The sequence below is a fragment of the Ruegeria sp. AG6 genome (assembly GCF_056541565.1).
This window is the reverse complement of sequence record NZ_JBQFYQ010000001.1, coordinates 1,190,749-1,207,640: the sequence shown is the minus strand read 5'-3', so window position 1 is coordinate 1,207,640 and position 16,892 is coordinate 1,190,749. Positions and strand designations below refer to the sequence as shown.

20 protein-coding genes are annotated in these 16,892 nt (G+C 59.0%); 12 read left to right on the top strand and 8 right to left on the bottom strand.

What is annotated here, in order from left to right:
• Positions 1 to 50: 50 nt before the first annotated feature.
• From ACR0I0_RS06055 to ACR0I0_RS06045, 3 genes are read left to right on the top strand one after another with little or no spacing between them, the layout of a single operon-like run.
• Positions 51 to 800 carry a biotin--[acetyl-CoA-carboxylase] ligase gene (locus tag ACR0I0_RS06055; protein ID WP_480490568.1) on the top strand — a complete coding sequence of 250 codons (750 nt, stop codon included), beginning with the start codon at positions 51 to 53 and terminating at the stop codon, positions 798 to 800.
• Positions 801 to 811: 11 nt separating this feature from the next.
• Positions 812 to 1,591, top strand: coding sequence for a type III pantothenate kinase (locus ACR0I0_RS06050; protein WP_171631173.1), 780 nt, complete (start codon positions 812 to 814; stop codon positions 1,589 to 1,591).
• Positions 1,588 to 3,255 carry a ribonuclease J gene (locus tag ACR0I0_RS06045; protein WP_480490566.1) on the top strand — a complete coding sequence of 556 codons (1,668 nt, stop codon included), beginning with the start codon at positions 1,588 to 1,590 and terminating at the stop codon, positions 3,253 to 3,255. Before ACR0I0_RS06050 ends, ACR0I0_RS06045 begins: the two co-directional genes overlap by 4 nt.
• 10 nt (positions 3,256 to 3,265) lie before the next feature.
• Here the strand turns inward: ACR0I0_RS06045 and ACR0I0_RS06040 are convergent, their stop codons facing one another.
• Complete coding sequence (locus ACR0I0_RS06040; RefSeq protein WP_480490768.1) at positions 3,266 to 3,967, bottom strand: NUDIX hydrolase; 702 nt, start codon at positions 3,965 to 3,967, stop codon at positions 3,266 to 3,268.
• 25 nt (positions 3,968 to 3,992) lie between these two features.
• Positions 3,993 to 4,391, bottom strand: coding sequence for a DUF983 domain-containing protein (locus ACR0I0_RS06035; protein WP_171115058.1), 399 nt, complete (start codon positions 4,389 to 4,391; stop codon positions 3,993 to 3,995).
• Between the two features lie 218 nt (positions 4,392 to 4,609).
• Between ACR0I0_RS06035 and ACR0I0_RS06030 the strand changes: the two genes are divergently transcribed.
• From ACR0I0_RS06030 to ACR0I0_RS06015, 4 genes are read left to right on the top strand one after another with little or no spacing between them, the layout of a single operon-like run.
• Positions 4,610 to 5,080, top strand: coding sequence for an EF-hand domain-containing protein (locus tag ACR0I0_RS06030; RefSeq protein ID WP_171631177.1), 471 nt, complete (start codon positions 4,610 to 4,612; stop codon positions 5,078 to 5,080).
• Positions 5,081 to 5,086: 6 nt separating this feature from the next.
• Positions 5,087 to 5,704 carry an RNA polymerase sigma factor gene (locus ACR0I0_RS06025; protein WP_152458569.1) on the top strand — a complete coding sequence of 206 codons (618 nt, stop codon included), beginning with the start codon at positions 5,087 to 5,089 and terminating at the stop codon, positions 5,702 to 5,704.
• Positions 5,694 to 6,047 carry a hypothetical protein gene (locus ACR0I0_RS06020; protein ID WP_480490564.1) on the top strand — a complete coding sequence of 118 codons (354 nt, stop codon included), beginning with the start codon at positions 5,694 to 5,696 and terminating at the stop codon, positions 6,045 to 6,047. The genes ACR0I0_RS06025 and ACR0I0_RS06020 overlap by 11 nt, the downstream gene beginning before the upstream one ends.
• Complete coding sequence (locus ACR0I0_RS06015) at positions 6,044 to 6,517, top strand: periplasmic heavy metal sensor (RefSeq protein WP_480488042.1); 474 nt, start codon at positions 6,044 to 6,046, stop codon at positions 6,515 to 6,517. The genes ACR0I0_RS06020 and ACR0I0_RS06015 overlap by 4 nt, the downstream gene beginning before the upstream one ends.
• Positions 6,518 to 6,522: 5 nt before the next feature.
• Here the strand turns inward: ACR0I0_RS06015 and ACR0I0_RS06010 are convergent, their stop codons facing one another.
• Complete coding sequence (locus ACR0I0_RS06010; RefSeq protein WP_480490562.1) at positions 6,523 to 7,923, bottom strand: diguanylate cyclase; 1,401 nt, start codon at positions 7,921 to 7,923, stop codon at positions 6,523 to 6,525.
• A gap of 88 nt (positions 7,924 to 8,011) precedes the next feature.
• Between ACR0I0_RS06010 and ACR0I0_RS06005 the strand changes: the two genes are divergently transcribed.
• From ACR0I0_RS06005 to ACR0I0_RS05985, 5 genes are all read left to right on the top strand, one after another.
• Entirely contained in the window at positions 8,012 to 8,296 is a 285-nt protein-coding gene (locus ACR0I0_RS06005) for a DUF3572 domain-containing protein (RefSeq protein ID WP_171631188.1), read from the top strand.
• Positions 8,297 to 8,320: 24 nt separating this feature from the next.
• Positions 8,321 to 9,013, top strand: coding sequence for an HAD family hydrolase (locus ACR0I0_RS06000; protein WP_210092574.1), 693 nt, complete (start codon positions 8,321 to 8,323; stop codon positions 9,011 to 9,013).
• 118 nt (positions 9,014 to 9,131) lie between these two features.
• Positions 9,132 to 10,691 carry a trimethylamine methyltransferase family protein gene (locus ACR0I0_RS05995; RefSeq protein WP_171722968.1) on the top strand — a complete coding sequence of 520 codons (1,560 nt, stop codon included), beginning with the start codon at positions 9,132 to 9,134 and terminating at the stop codon, positions 10,689 to 10,691.
• Between the two features lie 118 nt (positions 10,692 to 10,809).
• Positions 10,810 to 11,397 (top strand): heme NO-binding domain-containing protein, encoded by a 588-nt coding sequence (locus ACR0I0_RS05990; RefSeq protein WP_171631195.1) that lies wholly within the window; start codon positions 10,810 to 10,812, stop codon positions 11,395 to 11,397.
• Positions 11,394 to 12,386 carry a diguanylate cyclase domain-containing protein gene (locus ACR0I0_RS05985; RefSeq protein ID WP_480490560.1) on the top strand — a complete coding sequence of 331 codons (993 nt, stop codon included), beginning with the start codon at positions 11,394 to 11,396 and terminating at the stop codon, positions 12,384 to 12,386. The genes ACR0I0_RS05990 and ACR0I0_RS05985 overlap by 4 nt, the downstream gene beginning before the upstream one ends.
• Positions 12,387 to 12,423: 37 nt before the next feature.
• Here ACR0I0_RS05985 and ACR0I0_RS05980 read toward each other — a convergent pair whose 3' ends face one another.
• The 5 genes from ACR0I0_RS05980 to ACR0I0_RS05960 form a co-directional block, all read right to left on the bottom strand.
• Positions 12,424 to 13,122, bottom strand: a complete 699-nt coding sequence (locus ACR0I0_RS05980) for a CbiX/SirB N-terminal domain-containing protein (protein WP_171631209.1) — start codon at positions 13,120 to 13,122, stop codon at positions 12,424 to 12,426.
• Between the two features lie 61 nt (positions 13,123 to 13,183).
• Positions 13,184 to 14,116 (bottom strand): AEC family transporter, encoded by a 933-nt coding sequence (locus ACR0I0_RS05975; protein WP_171227973.1) that lies wholly within the window; start codon positions 14,114 to 14,116, stop codon positions 13,184 to 13,186.
• Between the two features lie 54 nt (positions 14,117 to 14,170).
• On the bottom strand, positions 14,171 to 14,968 hold the full coding sequence (locus tag ACR0I0_RS05970; RefSeq protein WP_171631213.1) for an MBL fold metallo-hydrolase: 798 nt from the start codon (positions 14,966 to 14,968) through the stop codon (positions 14,171 to 14,173).
• The gene (locus ACR0I0_RS05965) at positions 14,965 to 15,771 is read right to left on the bottom strand and encodes a TatD family hydrolase (RefSeq protein ID WP_480490558.1); all 807 of its coding nucleotides are present in this window, start codon (positions 15,769 to 15,771) and stop codon (positions 14,965 to 14,967) included. The genes ACR0I0_RS05970 and ACR0I0_RS05965 overlap by 4 nt, the downstream gene beginning before the upstream one ends.
• Positions 15,768 to 16,889 (bottom strand): DNA polymerase III subunit delta', encoded by a 1,122-nt coding sequence (locus ACR0I0_RS05960; protein WP_480490556.1) that lies wholly within the window; start codon positions 16,887 to 16,889, stop codon positions 15,768 to 15,770. The genes ACR0I0_RS05965 and ACR0I0_RS05960 overlap by 4 nt, the downstream gene beginning before the upstream one ends.
• Positions 16,890 to 16,892 lie beyond the last annotated feature (3 nt).

Sequence of the window (16,892 nt, the reverse complement as noted above, 5' to 3'; positions counted from 1 at the left end):
TTCACACATCCGGAAAGAGGGGCTCGGTCGCGCGACCGGGCCTTTTTGATATGACAAAATGGCCCCAAGGCTATGGCCTGCACGAGGTGCAGGAAGTCGACAGCACGCTGAATGAAGCGGCGCGGATTGCTCCGAATGCGCGTGGTCCCGTCTGGATCATGGCGCATCACCAGACGGCGGCGCGCGGGCGGCGCGGACGAAGCTGGGCCAACCCGATGGGCAACCTGGCGGCGACCTTGCTGATGCGTCCTCAGGGCGCGCCGGAACAGGCGGCTTTGCGCAGTTTCGTGGCGGCGCTGGCCCTTTTTGACGCGTGTGTCGCCGTGTCCGGGCGGGCTGCCGGACTGTCGCTGAAATGGCCCAATGACGTGCTGCTGAACGGCGGCAAGCTTGCCGGTATCCTGCTGGAAAGCACGGGGCAGGGGCATGGCGTGGCGCATCTGTCCATCGGCATCGGAGTGAATCTGGCCAATGCCCCGGATGCGGACGCGGTAGAGCCCGGCGCGGTTCGTCCCGTCTCACTTCTTTCGGAAACCGGGGCACATGTCTCGCCCGAGGATTTTCTGACCGAACTGGCCGCGGCCTATGCCGGGTATGAAACCCAATTCGTCACCTATGGGTTCGAACCGATCCGCACTGCCTGGCTGTCCCGCGCGGCCCGGTTGGGCGAGGTCATCACCGCGCGGACCGGTACGTCGGAAACGGTTGGAACCTTCGAAACGGTGGACGCAAGTGGTAACCTTGTCTTAAACACCGCCAAAGGCCGCGTGAGCATTCCTGCGGCGGATGTCTATTTCTGAGAGGGGCGCGGATGCTTCTGGCCATCGATTGCGGCAATACCAATACCGTCTTCTCGATCTGGGACGGTGAGGAATTTCTGTGCACCCTGCGCACCTCGACCCACCATGCGCGCACGGCAGACGCGTATTTCACCTGGTATTCGACGCTGGTGAAACATTATGGGATCGAGGCGAATATCTCGGATGTCATCATTGCCTCGACCGTGCCACGTGTCGTGTTCAACCTGCGCATCTTTGCCGATCGCTTTTTTGGTTGCAGACCATTGGTTGTGGGCAAGCCCGATTGCCTGTTGCCTGTCCCGCCGCGTGTGGATGAAGGAACGGTGCCCGGCCCGGATCGACTGGCCAATGCAGTGGGCGCTTTTGACCGCCATGGTGGCAATGTGGTTGTCGTGGACTTTGGTACCGCAACAAATTTCGACGTTGTCGCCGCGGACGGTGCCTATGTGGGGGGCGTTATCGCTCCGGGTGTGAACCTCAGCCTTGAGGCTTTGCATCAGGGCGCAGCCGCACTGCCGCATATCGACATCACGCGTCCCGAGAAGGTGATCGGTACAAATACGGTTGGTTGTATTCAATCGGGCGTGTATTGGGGATATTCCGGTTTGATCGAGGGGCTGATCGCCCGGATCAAGGCCGAGTATGGAATGCCGATGAAAGTCGTTGGAACCGGAGGGCTGGCCCCCTTGTTCGATCAGGCCGACGTGGGGTTCGACGCAATCGAAGATGATCTGACGATGCACGGCCTGACCGTGATCCATCGCTACAACAAGGATAATGGCTCCGTATGAGCAGTGAAAGATTGATCTACCTGCCGCTGGGTGGCGCGGGCGAAATTGGCATGAACGCCTATGTGTACGGCTACGGTGAACCGGGAAAGGAACGCCTGATCCTTGTGGATCTGGGCGTCACTTTTCCTGATATGGACACAACGCCGGGCGTTGACCTTATCCATGCCGATATCTTTTGGCTGAAAGAGCGTGCCGACCGGCTGGATGGTGTTTTCATCACGCACGCCCATGAAGACCACGTCGGTGCCGTGGCCCATTGTTATGAAGCTTTGGGCGCGCCGGTCTATGCGCGCGCCTTCACGGCCAATATCGCGCGCCGCAAGATGGAAGAACACGCGCACCCGACCGAGGCGGTCACGACTGTTTCCGCCTGGCCTGAACAGGTGTCCGTCGGGCCGTTCACGGTTGGCTTCCTTCCTGTTTCGCACTCGATTCCCGAAAGTGCCGCACTGGTCATCGACACACCCGCAGGGCGTGTCGTGCATTCGGGCGACTTCAAGCTGGATGCTGCACCCGTCGTTGGAGAGGCCTTTGACCCTGACCTGTGGGCCGAGGTTGCCAAGCCCGGCATCAAGGCGCTGGTCTGTGACAGTACGAATGTGTTTTCGACCCATCCGGGGCGTTCAGAATCCGAAGTTGGCCCCGAGATTGTCAAGCTGGTCGAAAGCGCGGAAGGTATGGTCGTGGCGACCACCTTTGCGTCAAACGTCGCGCGGGTCAAAACGCTGGCCGAAGCAGGTGCGCGGGCCGGGCGTTCCGTCGTTCTGCTGGGGCGCGCGATGCGTCGGATGATCGAAGCCGCGACCGAAACCGGTATTCTTGCGGATTTTCCAAAGGTGATCAGCGCCGAAGAGGCTCTGGACCTTCCGCGCCAGAACCTGATGCTGATCGTGACCGGCAGCCAGGGGGAACGACGGGCCGCAAGCGCCCAACTGGCCCGTGGCAAGTACCGTGGTCTGGAACTGGCCGAGGGCGATCTGTTCCTGTTTTCCTCGAAAACCATTCCCGGGAACGAGCGGGGCGTGATCTTCATCATGAACCAGCTCAGCGAAAAGGGCGTGGATGTCGTTGATGACAGTTCGGGCCTTTATCATGTCTCGGGCCATGCGAACCGGCCGGACCTCGAGAAAGTGCACGCACTGACTGATCCGCAATTCGTGATCCCGATGCACGGCGAACACCGGCACCTGCGCGAGCATGTCAAACTGGCAGAGCAGGGCGGCAGAACCGGAGTGCTGGCGGTGAACGGCACCATGCTGGATCTCAGCGGCAATGCGCCTGTGGTCGTTGATTATGTTGAAACCGGTCGCACATATCTGGACGGCACCGTGAAGATTGGTGCCCTTGACGGCGTGGTGCGGGACCGTATCCGCATGGCTTTGAACGGCCATGTTACAGTGACGGTGGTTCTGGACGAAGAAGACGAACCGCTGGGCGAGCCGTGGTGCGATACCATGGGGCTGCCCGAAACCGGCACGTCCCGTGCCGCGTTGGTCGAAGTGCTGGAAGAGGATCTGAACCAGTTCCTGATGCGGGCCGCTGCCAAGACCCTGCGCGATGACGACAAGCTGGAAGATGAAATGCGCCGCATCGTGCGTCAGACAGCCAAAGCGGAAATTGGCAAAAAGCCCGAAGTGACGGTGGTGGTCAGCCGGATGCGGTGAAACCGATCCGTCAGTCGTGGGTTGGCATCGGATAGCCCCTGAGACGCAGGAACAGGTTGGCCTCTTCGTTGTTTTTGTAGAATGGAACTGACGATGGCGGCTCGGGGGACGTAACCCGGGCCGCTATTTCCGCCAGAACGACCTCGGTGATAAACGGCAGATCCAGATCCCGTGCCCGATCCAGTGGCACCCATTGCAGGTGCGACAGCTCATCCGAGGCGTGACTGAAATCATCCACATCACCTTGCAGAGCGTCGGCGTCGACCAGAAAGAACCGCGCATCGAACCGGCGGGGACGGCCCGGTGGAGTTACCGCGCGAAAGACGAACTGAAGCGCAGCCGCAGTTGGCAGGTAACCCAACGCGGCAAAGCTCTGCCAATCGCCAGGTACCTGACCGGGCCATGTGCCCGGCTGGCCGAGAACAAAACCGGTTTCTTCCCAAAGCTCGCGTATGGCGGCCGCGGCGAGGGCGTGTTGAATCCCCGGCTCGGCCTGTTCGCCCAAACGTTCAAAGCACAGATCCGGCAAATCCGTTGCCAATGGAACATCCGCGTCAGCCGGATCAACCGCGCCACCGGGAAAGACGAACTTGTTCGGCATGAAGGCCGCTTTGGACCCGCGCTGCCCCATAAGGATCGAGGGGTTTGTCCATCTGTCCCGCAGCACGATAACCGTCGCTGCGTCCCGGATGGCGGTTTTGTCGGGTGTCATGTCCAAACTGGTCAACTGGGTCGGGTCACGCGGTTTTTCCAAAGCCATGCATGCGGCGTGCCCACTGATACGCCACCACTGCACCTTTCAGGCGTGGCAACAGGTACAGGGACAGGGCGACGCAGGCGACGGAAAAGCCGATGGCCATCGTCCACGGATCGGGCCGCCAATGCACGTACGACACGTGCAGAGCAGGCGCCAGCAGGTGGCCGACCAGCAGGATTGTCAGGTAGGCGGGCCCATCATCTGCGCGATGGTGAAACAACTCCTGCCCGCAGTTCGAGCAGGAGTCATTGACCTTGAGATAGCTGTGCAACAGCTTGCCTTCCCCGCAGTTGGGGCATTTGCAGCGAAACCCCTTGACCAGGGCTGGCCATGTCTCACGCTCATCTTCAGAGGTCGTCTCGATCGTCTGATCCGTCATAATGTAACTCGCGCAGTAATCTTTTGCGGATAATGGGCCTGATCGTGGAAATTTAAAAGGGGGGTGCGTCGCTTTGCAACGTCTGCCCGGCACCTCGTCTTGGGGCGGTCCCGAACCTTTCAAAATAATATCGAATTCAGCGACGGAATTCCTGGCGCGGCCCGTTTGAATGGGTATGAGCGGCGGCACTCGGGCCGCGTCAACAAAAGGAAACGGAAATGAAAAACGTTACATTCATCTCGGCCATTGTCATGTCGGCGGTTGCGATTACCGGTACTTCTGTTTTGGCCGCTGGCTCGGGTGGCCGCGAGCCGGTGTCCTTTCAGGAATTGGACGCCGATGGGGATGGTCAGGTGACGCAACAAGAGATGGAGGCGCACCGCACCGCTCGTTTCACCGAGGCGGACACCAATGGGGATGGAAAGCTGAGCCAGGAAGAAATGCAGGCTGCCGCCCAGAAGAAAGCCAGTGATCGGGTTGCCAGGATGTTCGAAAACAACGACGCGAACAAAGATGGCTTCCTCAGCCAGGATGAGTTGCCGAAACCGCGCCGGGCTGACAAGATGTTTGATCGGATGGATGCGGACAACAGTGGCGGAATCTCGGAACAGGAATTTGCCGATGCCAAAGATCGGATGGGACGGCACCATAAGAAAAAGCATCAAAAATCGGATACAAGCGATAACTGATGCAGGATGGAGGATCTGACCTCCCACCCACAAGATGTTCGCGGCGCGGATTGCGCCGCGAACACACTCAGCGACGATGCGTTGCTGAGGCAATTCGCTGATGGTGAGGCGGGGGCGGCACGGATCCTGACCGATCGTTTGGGGCCACGCTGTTACTCGGTTGCTTTGCGCATGTTGGGCAATCGGGCCGAGGCGGAAGACGTGACGCAGGATGCGATGATGCGGTTGTGGCAGATGGCGCCGAATTGGGTTTCGGGTCAGGCCAAGGTATCGACCTGGCTGTATCGGGTGACGCTGAACCTGTGCGTGGACATCAGGCGCAAGAAGACACCCGACAGGTTGTCGGACGTTCCCGAACCCGAAGATGGCAAGGCCAGCGTTGTTGACCGCATGCAGGACGAGGCGCGCAAGGATGCCTTGCAGTCGGCTTTGGCCGAGCTGCCCGAGCGGCAGCGACAAGCGGTCGTGCTGCGCCATATTGAAGAGCTGCCCAACCCCGAGATTGCCGGGATAATGGGCATTTCGGTAGAAGCAGTTGAAAGCCTGACCGCAAGAGGCAAGCGCAGCCTGACCGCGATCTTGGCCGGACGACGCGAAGAACTGGGGTATGACAATGGCGGATGAAGACCTGGAACTTGATCATTTGTTTGCACAGGCACAGCGGCAGCGACCGGCACTGCCGGACGATCTTGCCGTGCGCATCCAGACGGATGCTGAAACTGTTCGCCTCGGTCGTCTTGCGCCTGCACCGCAGCCGATGCCTTCGATATGGAACAGGTTGATAAGCAATGTAGGAGGATGGCAGGGCCTTGGCGGGCTTGTCGCCGCAAGCGCTGCCGGGGTCTGGATCGGGTTTTCCGCACCGGCCTTTCTGCCGGACCCGGCCAGCCTGTTGACGTCAGAGGAGACACCCTTCCTCGTGGCCGACCTTGGATTTGACTCGAGTTTTTTGGAGAGCACGGAATGAACGCTGATCCCAAGCCCAAACGCAAGTGGGTGCCTGTCGTCTTGGCCTTGTCACTGGCGCTGAACCTGCTGGTTGTCGGTGTCGCTGTGGGCACCGTATTGCGCCTCAAAGGTGGGGATCATGCCAAATCACCGCCCGGCTTCGGCCCCGCGTTGTACCGGGCCCTGCCTAAGGATGATCGAAAGGCGATGCGGGGCGAGCTGACGGGCCTGCACAAAAAAGGATCAAAGGGTCGTACTCAGGATTTTGAAGCGCTCAGTCAGGCTTTGCGCGCAACGCCCTTCGACCCGGTCGCCGTTCAGGTTCTGTTGCAACAACAAGCACAGGCCACCGCCGATTTGCAGCAGGCCTTGCAAACGCAATGGCTGGCACGTGTGACCGCCATGAGCAATGATGAACGGCAGGCTTATGCAGACCGATTGCAGGAAGTCGTCAAACGCGGGCCGCATGGGCACAAGAAAAGAGACTGAACAGATCAGGCCGCACTTTGCCTGATGCTCACCTGATTGCGCCCTGCCTTCTTCGCAGCATACAGCGCTTTATCCGCGGATTTGATCAGGTTTTCCACGCTTTCAGCCGCATAGTCTTGCCGGGCGAAACCGACCTGAGACAACTTCAACCCGATACTGACCGTCACATCAACTTGTGCCCCATGGTCCGGTAACAGGAACGGGGACTGACAGATGCTGTCACAAACGGTTTCGGCAAGGTTCAACGCCTGTTTGGGCGATACATCGGGCACGCCGATCATGAACTCTTCCCCCCCGATGCGGGCGACAAAGCCACGGGATCCCAAGGCATGTTGCATACGTTCCGCCGCTTGCGTCAAAACATAATCGCCGCTTGCATGGCCATGGCCATCATTGATTGCCTTGAAGTGATCCAGATCGGCCAGCATGATCGCAAAACTGCGCCCCGTTCTGGCGGATTGGCGCGCGATTTGATCCAGCGCGCGCATGGCGTAGCGGCGATTGTGCAGCCCGGTCAACGGGTCGATCCAGGATTCCGCGATGCCTCTTTTGAGAGAGACCCGCATCTGATCCAGTCGCGCTTTGCGGGCAATCTGGTTTTCAAGCCGCAGCAGGATCTCCTGCGCGCAGAACCCGCCCAGACAGACAGCATCGGCCCCTCGGTCCAGAGCTTCCGAAGCCTGTCCGGCGTCTTCGTCTTTCAGCACCCCGATCAAAACCGTGTGCCGGGTCACGCCGCGTGATCTGAGGTCGGCAAGGATATTGAGGCCGGCCGGGTTCGAGCCCAGTTCAACCACGATCGCATCGGGAACAGAGCCGGACAAAACACCCCGCAGGTTCGACTGAGGATGCCAGTTCAAATCAAATTGACGTTGATCTTCCAGAGCCTTTTGCCAAAGCGTGCCGTTTCGGGCCGTGTGGGTCAGGATATCAACCCGCGCCGCTTTGGACGGTCTGATTATGGGTTGGACCGGCTCTGCGAAGCCAATCGATTGCGATCCGTTGCTGACCTGCAAATCCTGAGTGGCCGCACGAGCACGCAAAAGGCTGCGAATGCGCGCCAATAATAAGGTGTCTTTGAACGGGTGCGTCAGAACATCATCCAGCCCGTCCTTTAACGCCCGCAGCCTGGCGTCCCGGTCATTTTGCGCGGCAATCGCCACGACCGGAACGTCGTCAAGGCCGGGTTCCTTCACAATCGCCTTCTTCACATCCGCAGCCGTTCCATCCGGCAACGTCTGAGCCGTCAGAACCAGATCCGGTTGCGTACGCCGCACGAGCGCGGGCAACCCTTCAAGCTTTTCGCCCTGCACCACGTGATACCAGGCCGCCGTCAGCTGTACCTTCAGCATGATGCGATTGGTCGATACCCCGTCGAGGACAAGGATGGTTCCCTGCACAGACATAGTTGTTCACCGTTGATTGCATGCGTGAACAAAGTGTTTATGACTCTGGTTAACAAACCCTTTCCAAGACCGGATCTGACCCAAGTTTATGCCGATATCCTCTGATTCCGCCCAAACTCTTGCGCTGACGGCCCTGGCCTGGCTGGTCAGCAATGACGAGCTTTTGCCTGTTTTTCTGGGCTCTACGGGCGCATCGATCGAGGATGTCCGCGATCGGGCAAGCGATCCCGAGTTTCTGGCGTCGGTTCTTGATTTTCTGGTGCTTGACGATTCGTGGGTCATGGCGTTTTGTGACGCCAATTCACTCGCCTATGATCTTCCCGCCCAGGCAAGGGCGGTATTGTCTGGCGGCGCTGAGATACACTGGACATAACCATATTTTCCGCAGGAGCACCGGATGCCGATAGATGCGATCATCTTTGACAAAGATGGCACGCTGTTTGACTTTGCAAATACGTGGGGAGGGTTCGGGCGCTCCATGCTGTTGCGCCTGTCCAACGGGGACGAAGATCGCGCCACCGAGCTTGGCCGTGTCATCGGATATGATTTCGAGCAAGGGAGATATACCGAAGACAGCATTGTAATCGCCGCCACGGTCGAGGAAATCGCAGAAGTCTTGATTGCCCATGTCGATGGCGCGACCTTACATGAGATCATCGATTTGATGAACTCCGAGGCCGCCTCGGCCCCGCAGGTGCCCGCCGTGCCATTGGTTCCTTTCCTGGAAGGTCTGCAAGATGCCGGAATCAAGCTGGGCGTTGCGACGAATGACAGCGAACATCCCGCTTTGCAGCATCTCGAATCTGTCGGGATAAGGGGGCATTTCGATTTCGTCGCCGGGTATGACAGTGGTCACGGGTTCAAGCCGGGACCGGGCCAGTTGCTGGCCTTTGCCGCCCATATCGGGGTCGAGCCATCTCGTATCGCGATGGTGGGTGACAGTCTTCATGACTTGCAGGCCGGGCGCGCGGCGGGGATGACCACGATCGGTGTTTTGACCGGTTTGGCCGAGGCCGATGCTTTGGCTCCGATGGCGGATGTGATTTTGCCGGATATCGGTCATATTCCCGAATGGTTGGCCAAAATCTGATTTTCAAATCCGGGATTCGACAAAACGGAATGAAAAACCGACATATTCTGTCGCATACGGAGCGGCCATAGGCGTCCCTTCGGGGCTTGCTTGACGAAAGCAAGAACAGGAGGCACCGATGGCCGAGACTAAAACACGCAAGCGCCGCGGAGGAGGGCGCGCAGGGGCGGCTGCGCGCAGGGGCAGTGCAGCGATTGACCAGATGCCCTGGGATCCGCCGGTCAACATCGATCGACCCACAGAACCTTTGGATCAGGCCGGCATCGAAGCGATCCATGAAGGGGCGATGCGCATCCTCGAAGAGATCGGGATCGAGTTTTACAACGAAGAGGCAATAGGCATCCTGCGCGAAGCCGGTTGCACCATCAACGGCGACAATGTCCGCATGGGGCGGGACTTTGTCATGGAGATGATCGCCAAGGCTCCCAGCCGGTTTTCGATCACCCCTCGCAATCCGGATCGCAAGATCGAAATCGGCGGGAAGAACATCCTGTTCGGCAACGTCTCTTCCCCGCCGAATTACTGGGACATGGAGATCGGGAAAAAAGTACCGGGCAATCGCGAGATGTGTCGGAACCTTCTGAAGCTGACGCAATACTTCAACTGCATCCATTTCGCGGGCGGATACCCGGTCGAGCCGGTCGATATCCACGCCAGCGTTCGCCATCTGGATGTGCTGTACGACAAGCTGACCCTGACCGACAAGGCCATGCACGCCTATTCACTGGGCAAGGAACGCGTCGAAGATGTCATGGAAATGGTGCGCATCGCAGGAGGGTTGAGCCATGAGGAGTTCGAGGCCGCGCCGCGCATGTATACCAATATCAACTCTACCTCGCCGCTGAAACACGATCACCCGATGATCGACGGGTGTCTGCGCCTGGCGCGGCGCGGTCAAGCGATTGTTGTCACGCCCTTTACGCTGGCGGGTGCGATGGCCCCCGTAACCATGGCAGGCGCCGTGGCGCAATCCTTGGCCGAGGCGCTGTGCGCCATTGCGCTGTTCCAATACGTGCGCCCCGGTATTCCCTGTGTGATCGGTACATTCACGTCGAATGTGGATATGAAATCCGGCGCGCCCGCCTTTGGAACACCGGAATACATGCGTTCGACCCAGATGACCGGCCAGATGGCGCGGTTCTATGGTTTGCCCATGCGGTCTTCGGGTGTTTGTGCGGCAAATGTGCCGGACGGGCAGTCTGTGTGGGAGACTTCGAACTCGCTTTGGGCCGCCGTGCAATCGGGCACCAATATGGTCTACCACGCAGCCGGTTGGCTTGAGGGCGGTCTGATCGCCAGCCCGGAAAAGTTTATCATGGATTGCGAAATCCTACAGCAAATTCAACGCTATATGAACCCCGAGTTGACCGCCACAGGGCCGGACGAGATTGCACTGGATGCGATCCGGGCAGTCGGCAATGACGGTCATTTCTTTGGCATTCAACATACGCAGGATCGCTATACCACGGCCTTCTATCAACCCTTCCTGAGTGATTGGAAAAACTATGAAGGATGGGAGGTCGCCGGCGGCATCTGGACGGCAGAACGCGCGCATCACATGTTCAAGGAGATTATCTCGAGCTTTGACGCCCCCCCGATCGATGAAGGCATTCGCGAGGAACTGGCCGCTTTTGTCGAACGCCGCAAAGCGGAAGGCGGCGCGCCCACGGATTTCTGATCGGACAGGTGGTCTCGAGCTGATACTCGGTTGAATTTGCTACAACTCAGGGTGGATTTTGGCTATTTGTTAAGGTTTTTCCGGCCACAGTGCACAGGACACCAAACTGGGGCATCTGATGCATGGTCTGATCAATCGGGCGATACAGTCCTTTGTCTGTGCGACCTACGGGCGATCCTGCTGGTTGCGCGTGACCGAAGCCGCGCGGCTGGGGTTTGTCGAGTTCGAGGCCATGCTCGTCTATGACGATGACATGACGTCCAAGGTAATGGAGGCGCTGAGCGCCGACCTTGATCGACCGCCAGCCGAAGTCTTTGAGGACCTGGGAACGTACCTCGTATCTCATCCGAATATGGAAGGGCTGCGCCGCCTTCTCAGGTTCGGCGGTGTCAGCTACGTGGAATTTCTTCATTCGCTCGACGATCTGGCGGACCGCGTGCGGCTGGCCGTGTCTGATTTGACCCTGCCGGCCTTGGAATTGAGAGAGCTGTCAGCCACGGAATTTCAGCTGAGTTGCTCTCCGGGCCTGCCCGGTTATTCCAATGTCATGGTTGGGGTCCTGCGAGCAATGGCGGATGACTATGGTGCGCTGGTGATGCTGTCACACGAGGGGCAGCAGCAAGGCAGTGATGTCATTTCCATCATGTTGGTTGAAAGCGCTTTTGCCGAGGGGCGGCATTTTGATCTGGGGGCTCGGAACGGATGACAGACACCCAAGAACTGGCTGGTCTACTGGAAACGCTTTGCCCGATGTTCCTGTTGGTGGACCAAAATGGGCATATTCGGCAGGCAGGTCCGACCCTGCAAAAGTTGCGACCTGAACTGCCGCTGGTGGGGCAGGGATTTCTGGATGTGTTTGAACTGATCCGCCCCAGAACGATCACCACCATTCCCGCCCTGACGTCAATGGCGGGGGCGAAGCTGCATCTGAGGTTTCATGATGAACCCCGCACAACCCTGAAAGGCTTGGTCGCTCCTTTGCCGCATTCCGGTGGTGCGGTCATCAATCTGTCATTTGGTATCTCGATTTTGGATGCGGTGCGGGACTATGCGCTGACAAGTGCTGATTTCTCGGGCACGGATCTGGCGATTGAGCTATTGTATCTGGTCGAAGCCAAATCCGCCGCGATGGAGGCATCCCGCTCTCTCAACCTTCGGCTGCAGGGTGCGATGCTTGCAGCCGAAGAGCAGGCCTTTACCGACACATTGACCGGACTGAAGAACCGCAGGGCGATGGATCACTTGCTCGAGCATTTGATTTCGGGAAATTCCACCTTCGCGCTCATGCATCTGGATCTGGATTTTTTCAAATCTGTAAATGACAAGCTGGGCCATGCCGCGGGTGATTTCGTCTTGCAGCAGGCCGCCCGCATCATGCAACAGGAGACACGAAACAACGACACTGTGGCCCGGGTCGGCGGGGATGAATTCGTCATTGTTTTCAAGGATCTGACTCGGGAAGATACTCTGGCCTGCATTGCTGGGCGTCTGATATCAAGGTTGAATGAACCGATGACGTTTCAGAATCAGAGTTGTTCGATCTCGGCCAGTATTGGCACTGCCTTGTCCACGCAGTTCGACTGCTCCAAAGCCGCCGACATTCTTCACGCAGCAGACTTGGCCCTTTATCAGGCCAAGCGCGACGGCCGGTCTTGCCATCGCATGTATTCAGCGTTGAGCAAGGCGCAAACCTGAATTCGTTCAGAAAACACGATGGGCACGTATCGGGGCTTCAGGCTGAATCGAATGCCGCATTTATCTTTTTCGCAATCTGTTGCCGGATCGGAGGCAACTCTCCCACCACCGGCAGGACCACGCCTGAAAACCCCGCGCGATCCAGCTCTTGCGGGACGTCTTCCTGCACATGCCCTCCGGCACAAGCAAAGAACGGAAGGCACAGCGCCTGATCTTCGGTACCGTTTGCAGCGTCAGATATGGAAGGTGGCTCTTCGACGAAACCGACGCGAACGGATTTGAACGCCACCAGTCCCGCAAGCTGTTTCGCAAACTGCAACGCCACGGTCGACGGGTTCCGGCTGCGCCCGGAACCATGCGCGGCAATGACCAGATCGGTGGACCGAGCAGCCCAGTGTTTGTCGGACAATTCCGATCGCAGGGCCTCTGCGGTCAGGGCCGGCAGGTCCGGGTCAATTCCAAGCGGGTCCAAAATCCGTGCCGGATGGTGCCCAAGCCGTTTGGGTAGAGCGCTGGTGACAAACCACCCTTTTGCCATGAAAAGTGGATAGATGACCGAGTTTTCGGGCGCGCGGTCAAGCTTCGACTCCAACGCACCCGGCGCTGCCAGGGTGGCCGAATCCACTGCTATATGCCCGGTAAGCGCGTTGACCTTGGCGGCGAATGCCGCAAGTGCAGCTTCGGCCGGTTCCGGGTCTGACGGTTGGCCATGAGCGACAATTATGGCATGTGACATGCGGATCTCCTGCAGCGTTGCGCGATAGGTGTTTCACATCAACCTGAAGTCAACACCTCAGTTAGCCCAAAAGTGTCAGCCATAGCCAGACGGTCAGAATGGACGAGGCCGTTCCGATAAGTACCGCCGACGCTGCGACCCGTTTTGCGCGACCATACATGTTGGCGAAGATATAGGCGTTGAAACCCGGAGCCATGGCGGCATTCAAAACCCCCGACCGAAACAGATCCTGCGGCAGGCCCGTGGATTTGCCGAACACCCACACCAGGCTGGGATGCAGCATCAAAGAGATACAGCAAACATACGCAATGGTGCGCAGGTCGCCCTCGGGCTTGTATTTGACCAGCACACCGCCCAAGGCAAACAACGCCCCGGGCAGGGCAGCACGGGTGATCAACCCCAGTGCTTCGTCGACCACCGCAGGGATTGCCAGGCCGGACAGGTTGACTAGAAACCCAAGGGCGATACCAAGGATCAGCGCGTTCTTGAACATTGCAGACAACACAGACCGTGCCATGCGCATGCCACCATGACCGCGATTTCGCACGACCTCCATCACCGTGATCCCGACGCCGTAACAAAACGGAGAATGGAAGGCGATGATCGCGTAGTTGCCGGTCAGGTTCTCGGGCCCATATGCGCGTTCGGTTATCGGCAAACCCAACAGGACAGAGTTTGAGAACAGGCAACAAAACCCGATGGCAACGCAATCTTCCCAATCGCGCCCGAAAATGATGCGTGCGCCGAACAGACCTGCTGTGAAACACAGGGCGGCAGCGGAATAGAAACTGGCCAAAAGCCGGGGGTCGAAACTGGCGCTGAGGTCCAGATGCGCGATGGCGAGGAACAAAAGGCAGGGAATCGCAAAGCCTTGGGTGAACTTCATCAGCCCATCGACATGCGCTTCTTTGAAGTACCCCGTGCGTGTTGCCGTATACCCGGCCCCGATTACAAGGAAAACCGGAAGAATGACGTCGATCAGGCTTTGCAGCATGTGGCCCCCGTGCGACGGGCCTGCTGCGATATCATGCGGGCGACGGGCAGCGGCCTACTGCGACTGATGGATCACCATCCCGTCGAAGGCGGGGGTGATGTGGTCGGGGGTTTCAGCATCGACGGTGGCATAATCGAGATCGATATGCATGTTGGTCAGAACCGCGCGCTTCGGTTGGAGTTCTTCGATCCACCCAAGCGTCTTTTCCAGATGCGCATGCGTTGGATGAGGCGAGCGGCGCAGGGCATCGATGACAAGGCAGTCCAGCCCTTTCATTTCGGGCCAGGCGTCGTCGTAGATCTCGGCGACATCCGGAAGATAGGCGAGTTGCCCTATGCGGAATCCAAGGGAATCGATCGAACCGTGATTCACTTTGAAAGGACGCAACGGAATCGGGCCGCCGGGGCCGTCGATTTCAAATGGACCGTCGATAGACTTGAGCTCGAGTATTGGAGGATAAGGGGAGCCTTCCGGCTGAATGAACGCGTATCCAAACCGCCCCAACAAGGCGTTCTGGGTGTCGCCATCCGCCCAAACGGGAACGCGGGTTTTCATGTTGAACACGATCATGCGCAAGTCATCGATTCCATGCACATGGTCTGCGTGAGAGTGCGTATAGACGACCCCGTCCAACCGCCCTGTACCTGTATCCAGCAACTGGCTGCGCATATCTGGCGTTGTGTCGATCAGAACCGAGGTTGTCCCATCTGGCCCGTCGCGTTCGACCAGCATCGAACAGCGGCGCCGGATGTTCTTGGGGTTCGCAGGGTCACAATCGCCCCACTGACCGCCCAGCCGCGGCACGCCGCCAGAGGACCCGCAGCCCAGAATTGTAAATCGGAAGCCGGTCATGCGTCGGCCTTGTCTGATGCCGCTTTGGTAAACAGCCGGTCGAAGTTCGCCTGTGTCTGGTCAGCAAAGGCGGCATAGTCCATGCCAAAGATTTCAGCCCCCTTTTGGGCCGTGTGCACAGTATAGGCCGGCTCGTTTCGTTTGCCGCGATAGGGCGGCGGGGCCAGATAGGGCGCGTCAGTTTCCACCAGAATGCGGTCCACCGGGGCGTTTGCGAAGATATCGCGCAACTCCTGGCTTTTGGGAAAGGCTGCGATGCCGGACATGGACAGATAAAACCCCAGCTCCAGCGCGGCCTTGGCCAATTGAGCAGACGATGAGAAGCAGTGCATGACGCAGGAATAGGGTGCGTTGCGATATTCTTCAGCCAGAATGCGGGCCATATCTTCATCAGCTGCGCGGGCGTGAATGATCAGGGGCAACCCGGTGCGCTGGGCCGCTTCGATATGGATGCGCAGTGACTGTTTCTGCACTTCGGCACTGTCGGCGGTATAGTGGTAGTCCAAGCCGGTTTCACCGATACCGACGAATTTGGGATGCCGTGTCAGGGCGACCAGATCATCGACCGAGGCCAATGGCTCGTCCGCGGCGCTCATCGGATGTGTGCCGGCGGCATAGAAGACCGGCGCGTGGGCTTCGGCAATCGCACGGACGGCGGGTTCGTTGCGCAGTTTGGTGCAGATCGTCACCATCCGGGTCACGCCAGCCTGGGCAGCACGCGCGATGATGTCGTCCAACTGGCCTTCGAAATCCGGGAAGTCCAGATGGCAATGGCTGTCGGTAATCTGGGGGGTGTCGCTCATCTGTTCTGACCGGCAGTTTCCTGTATCTTGAACACCGTATCTAGGACCAGAGCGGCAGGGTCAAGGTTGACTGCCTGACCATGTCGCGCTCGGGCTGTGATCGTTGCGGCGACCTCGGCCCAGCGACGGGCTTGATTTGGCGATGCTGACAGACGCGCCAGTGTTTCACCCTCGTTGGGGGCGGCTTCAGGCAGCGGGGGCGTGCCCGTTGCCCCGGTCAGTGCCAGCCGTGACAGAGCGATGTCGATCAGGGTAAGCAAAAGTTCGAACCGGTCCGCCGCACCACGCTGTGCTGCCGCTTCGGCCAGGGCCAGCGCGCGCTGGCGGTCCATGCGGGGCAGGGTTCCCAGAATGGCGATCAGTTCGGCATAGATGTCCAGACCACCCAGATTGATCAAACGCACGGCGTCTCCGACTGAACCCGCTGCAAGCGCGGCAAGGTGTTCTGTCTGCGCGGGAATTTCGGTTTCCGTTTGTGACAGGGCGGCTTGCATGTCTTGCGCGTTCAGCGGGCCGAGGCGCAGCGTGCGACAGCGTGAACGGATGGTTGGCAACAGGCGCGAGGGTTGATGCGATACCAGCAAAAGGGTGGTGCGGGCAGGCGGCTCTTCCAGCATTTTCAGCAACGCGTTGGCGGCGCTGACGTTCATTTCGTCTGCTGAATCCACGATCACGACGCGGCGGCCGCCGTCCGCAGAGGACAGGCCAAAAAACTTTCCAAGCTTGCGGATGTCATCCACGACGATCTCACCGCGCAGCCGTCCCTGATCGTTCAGTGACCGGGTTATTGCCGCCAAACCCGGTTCCGCCCCGGCCTGAATGCGATGGGCCACCGGGTGATCGGGATCGATATCGAGCGTCTCGGGCGGAGGCGGCGCGCCGAACAACCCGCCATCCTCGGTCGGCGGAGTGGAAAGCAGAAACCTTGCAATTCGCCAGGCGAGGGTCGCCTTGCCGACACCGCGTGGCCCAGTCAGCAGCCAACCGTGATGCAAACGGTCCGAGGTGTAGGCGGTCAGGAATGCCTGTTCAGCCGCGTCCTGGCCAAAAAGCCGAACGGTTTCGCGCGGATGTGGTGCGCCCTGCACCTGATCCGGAGAAGGGATATCGTCGCTCATCGT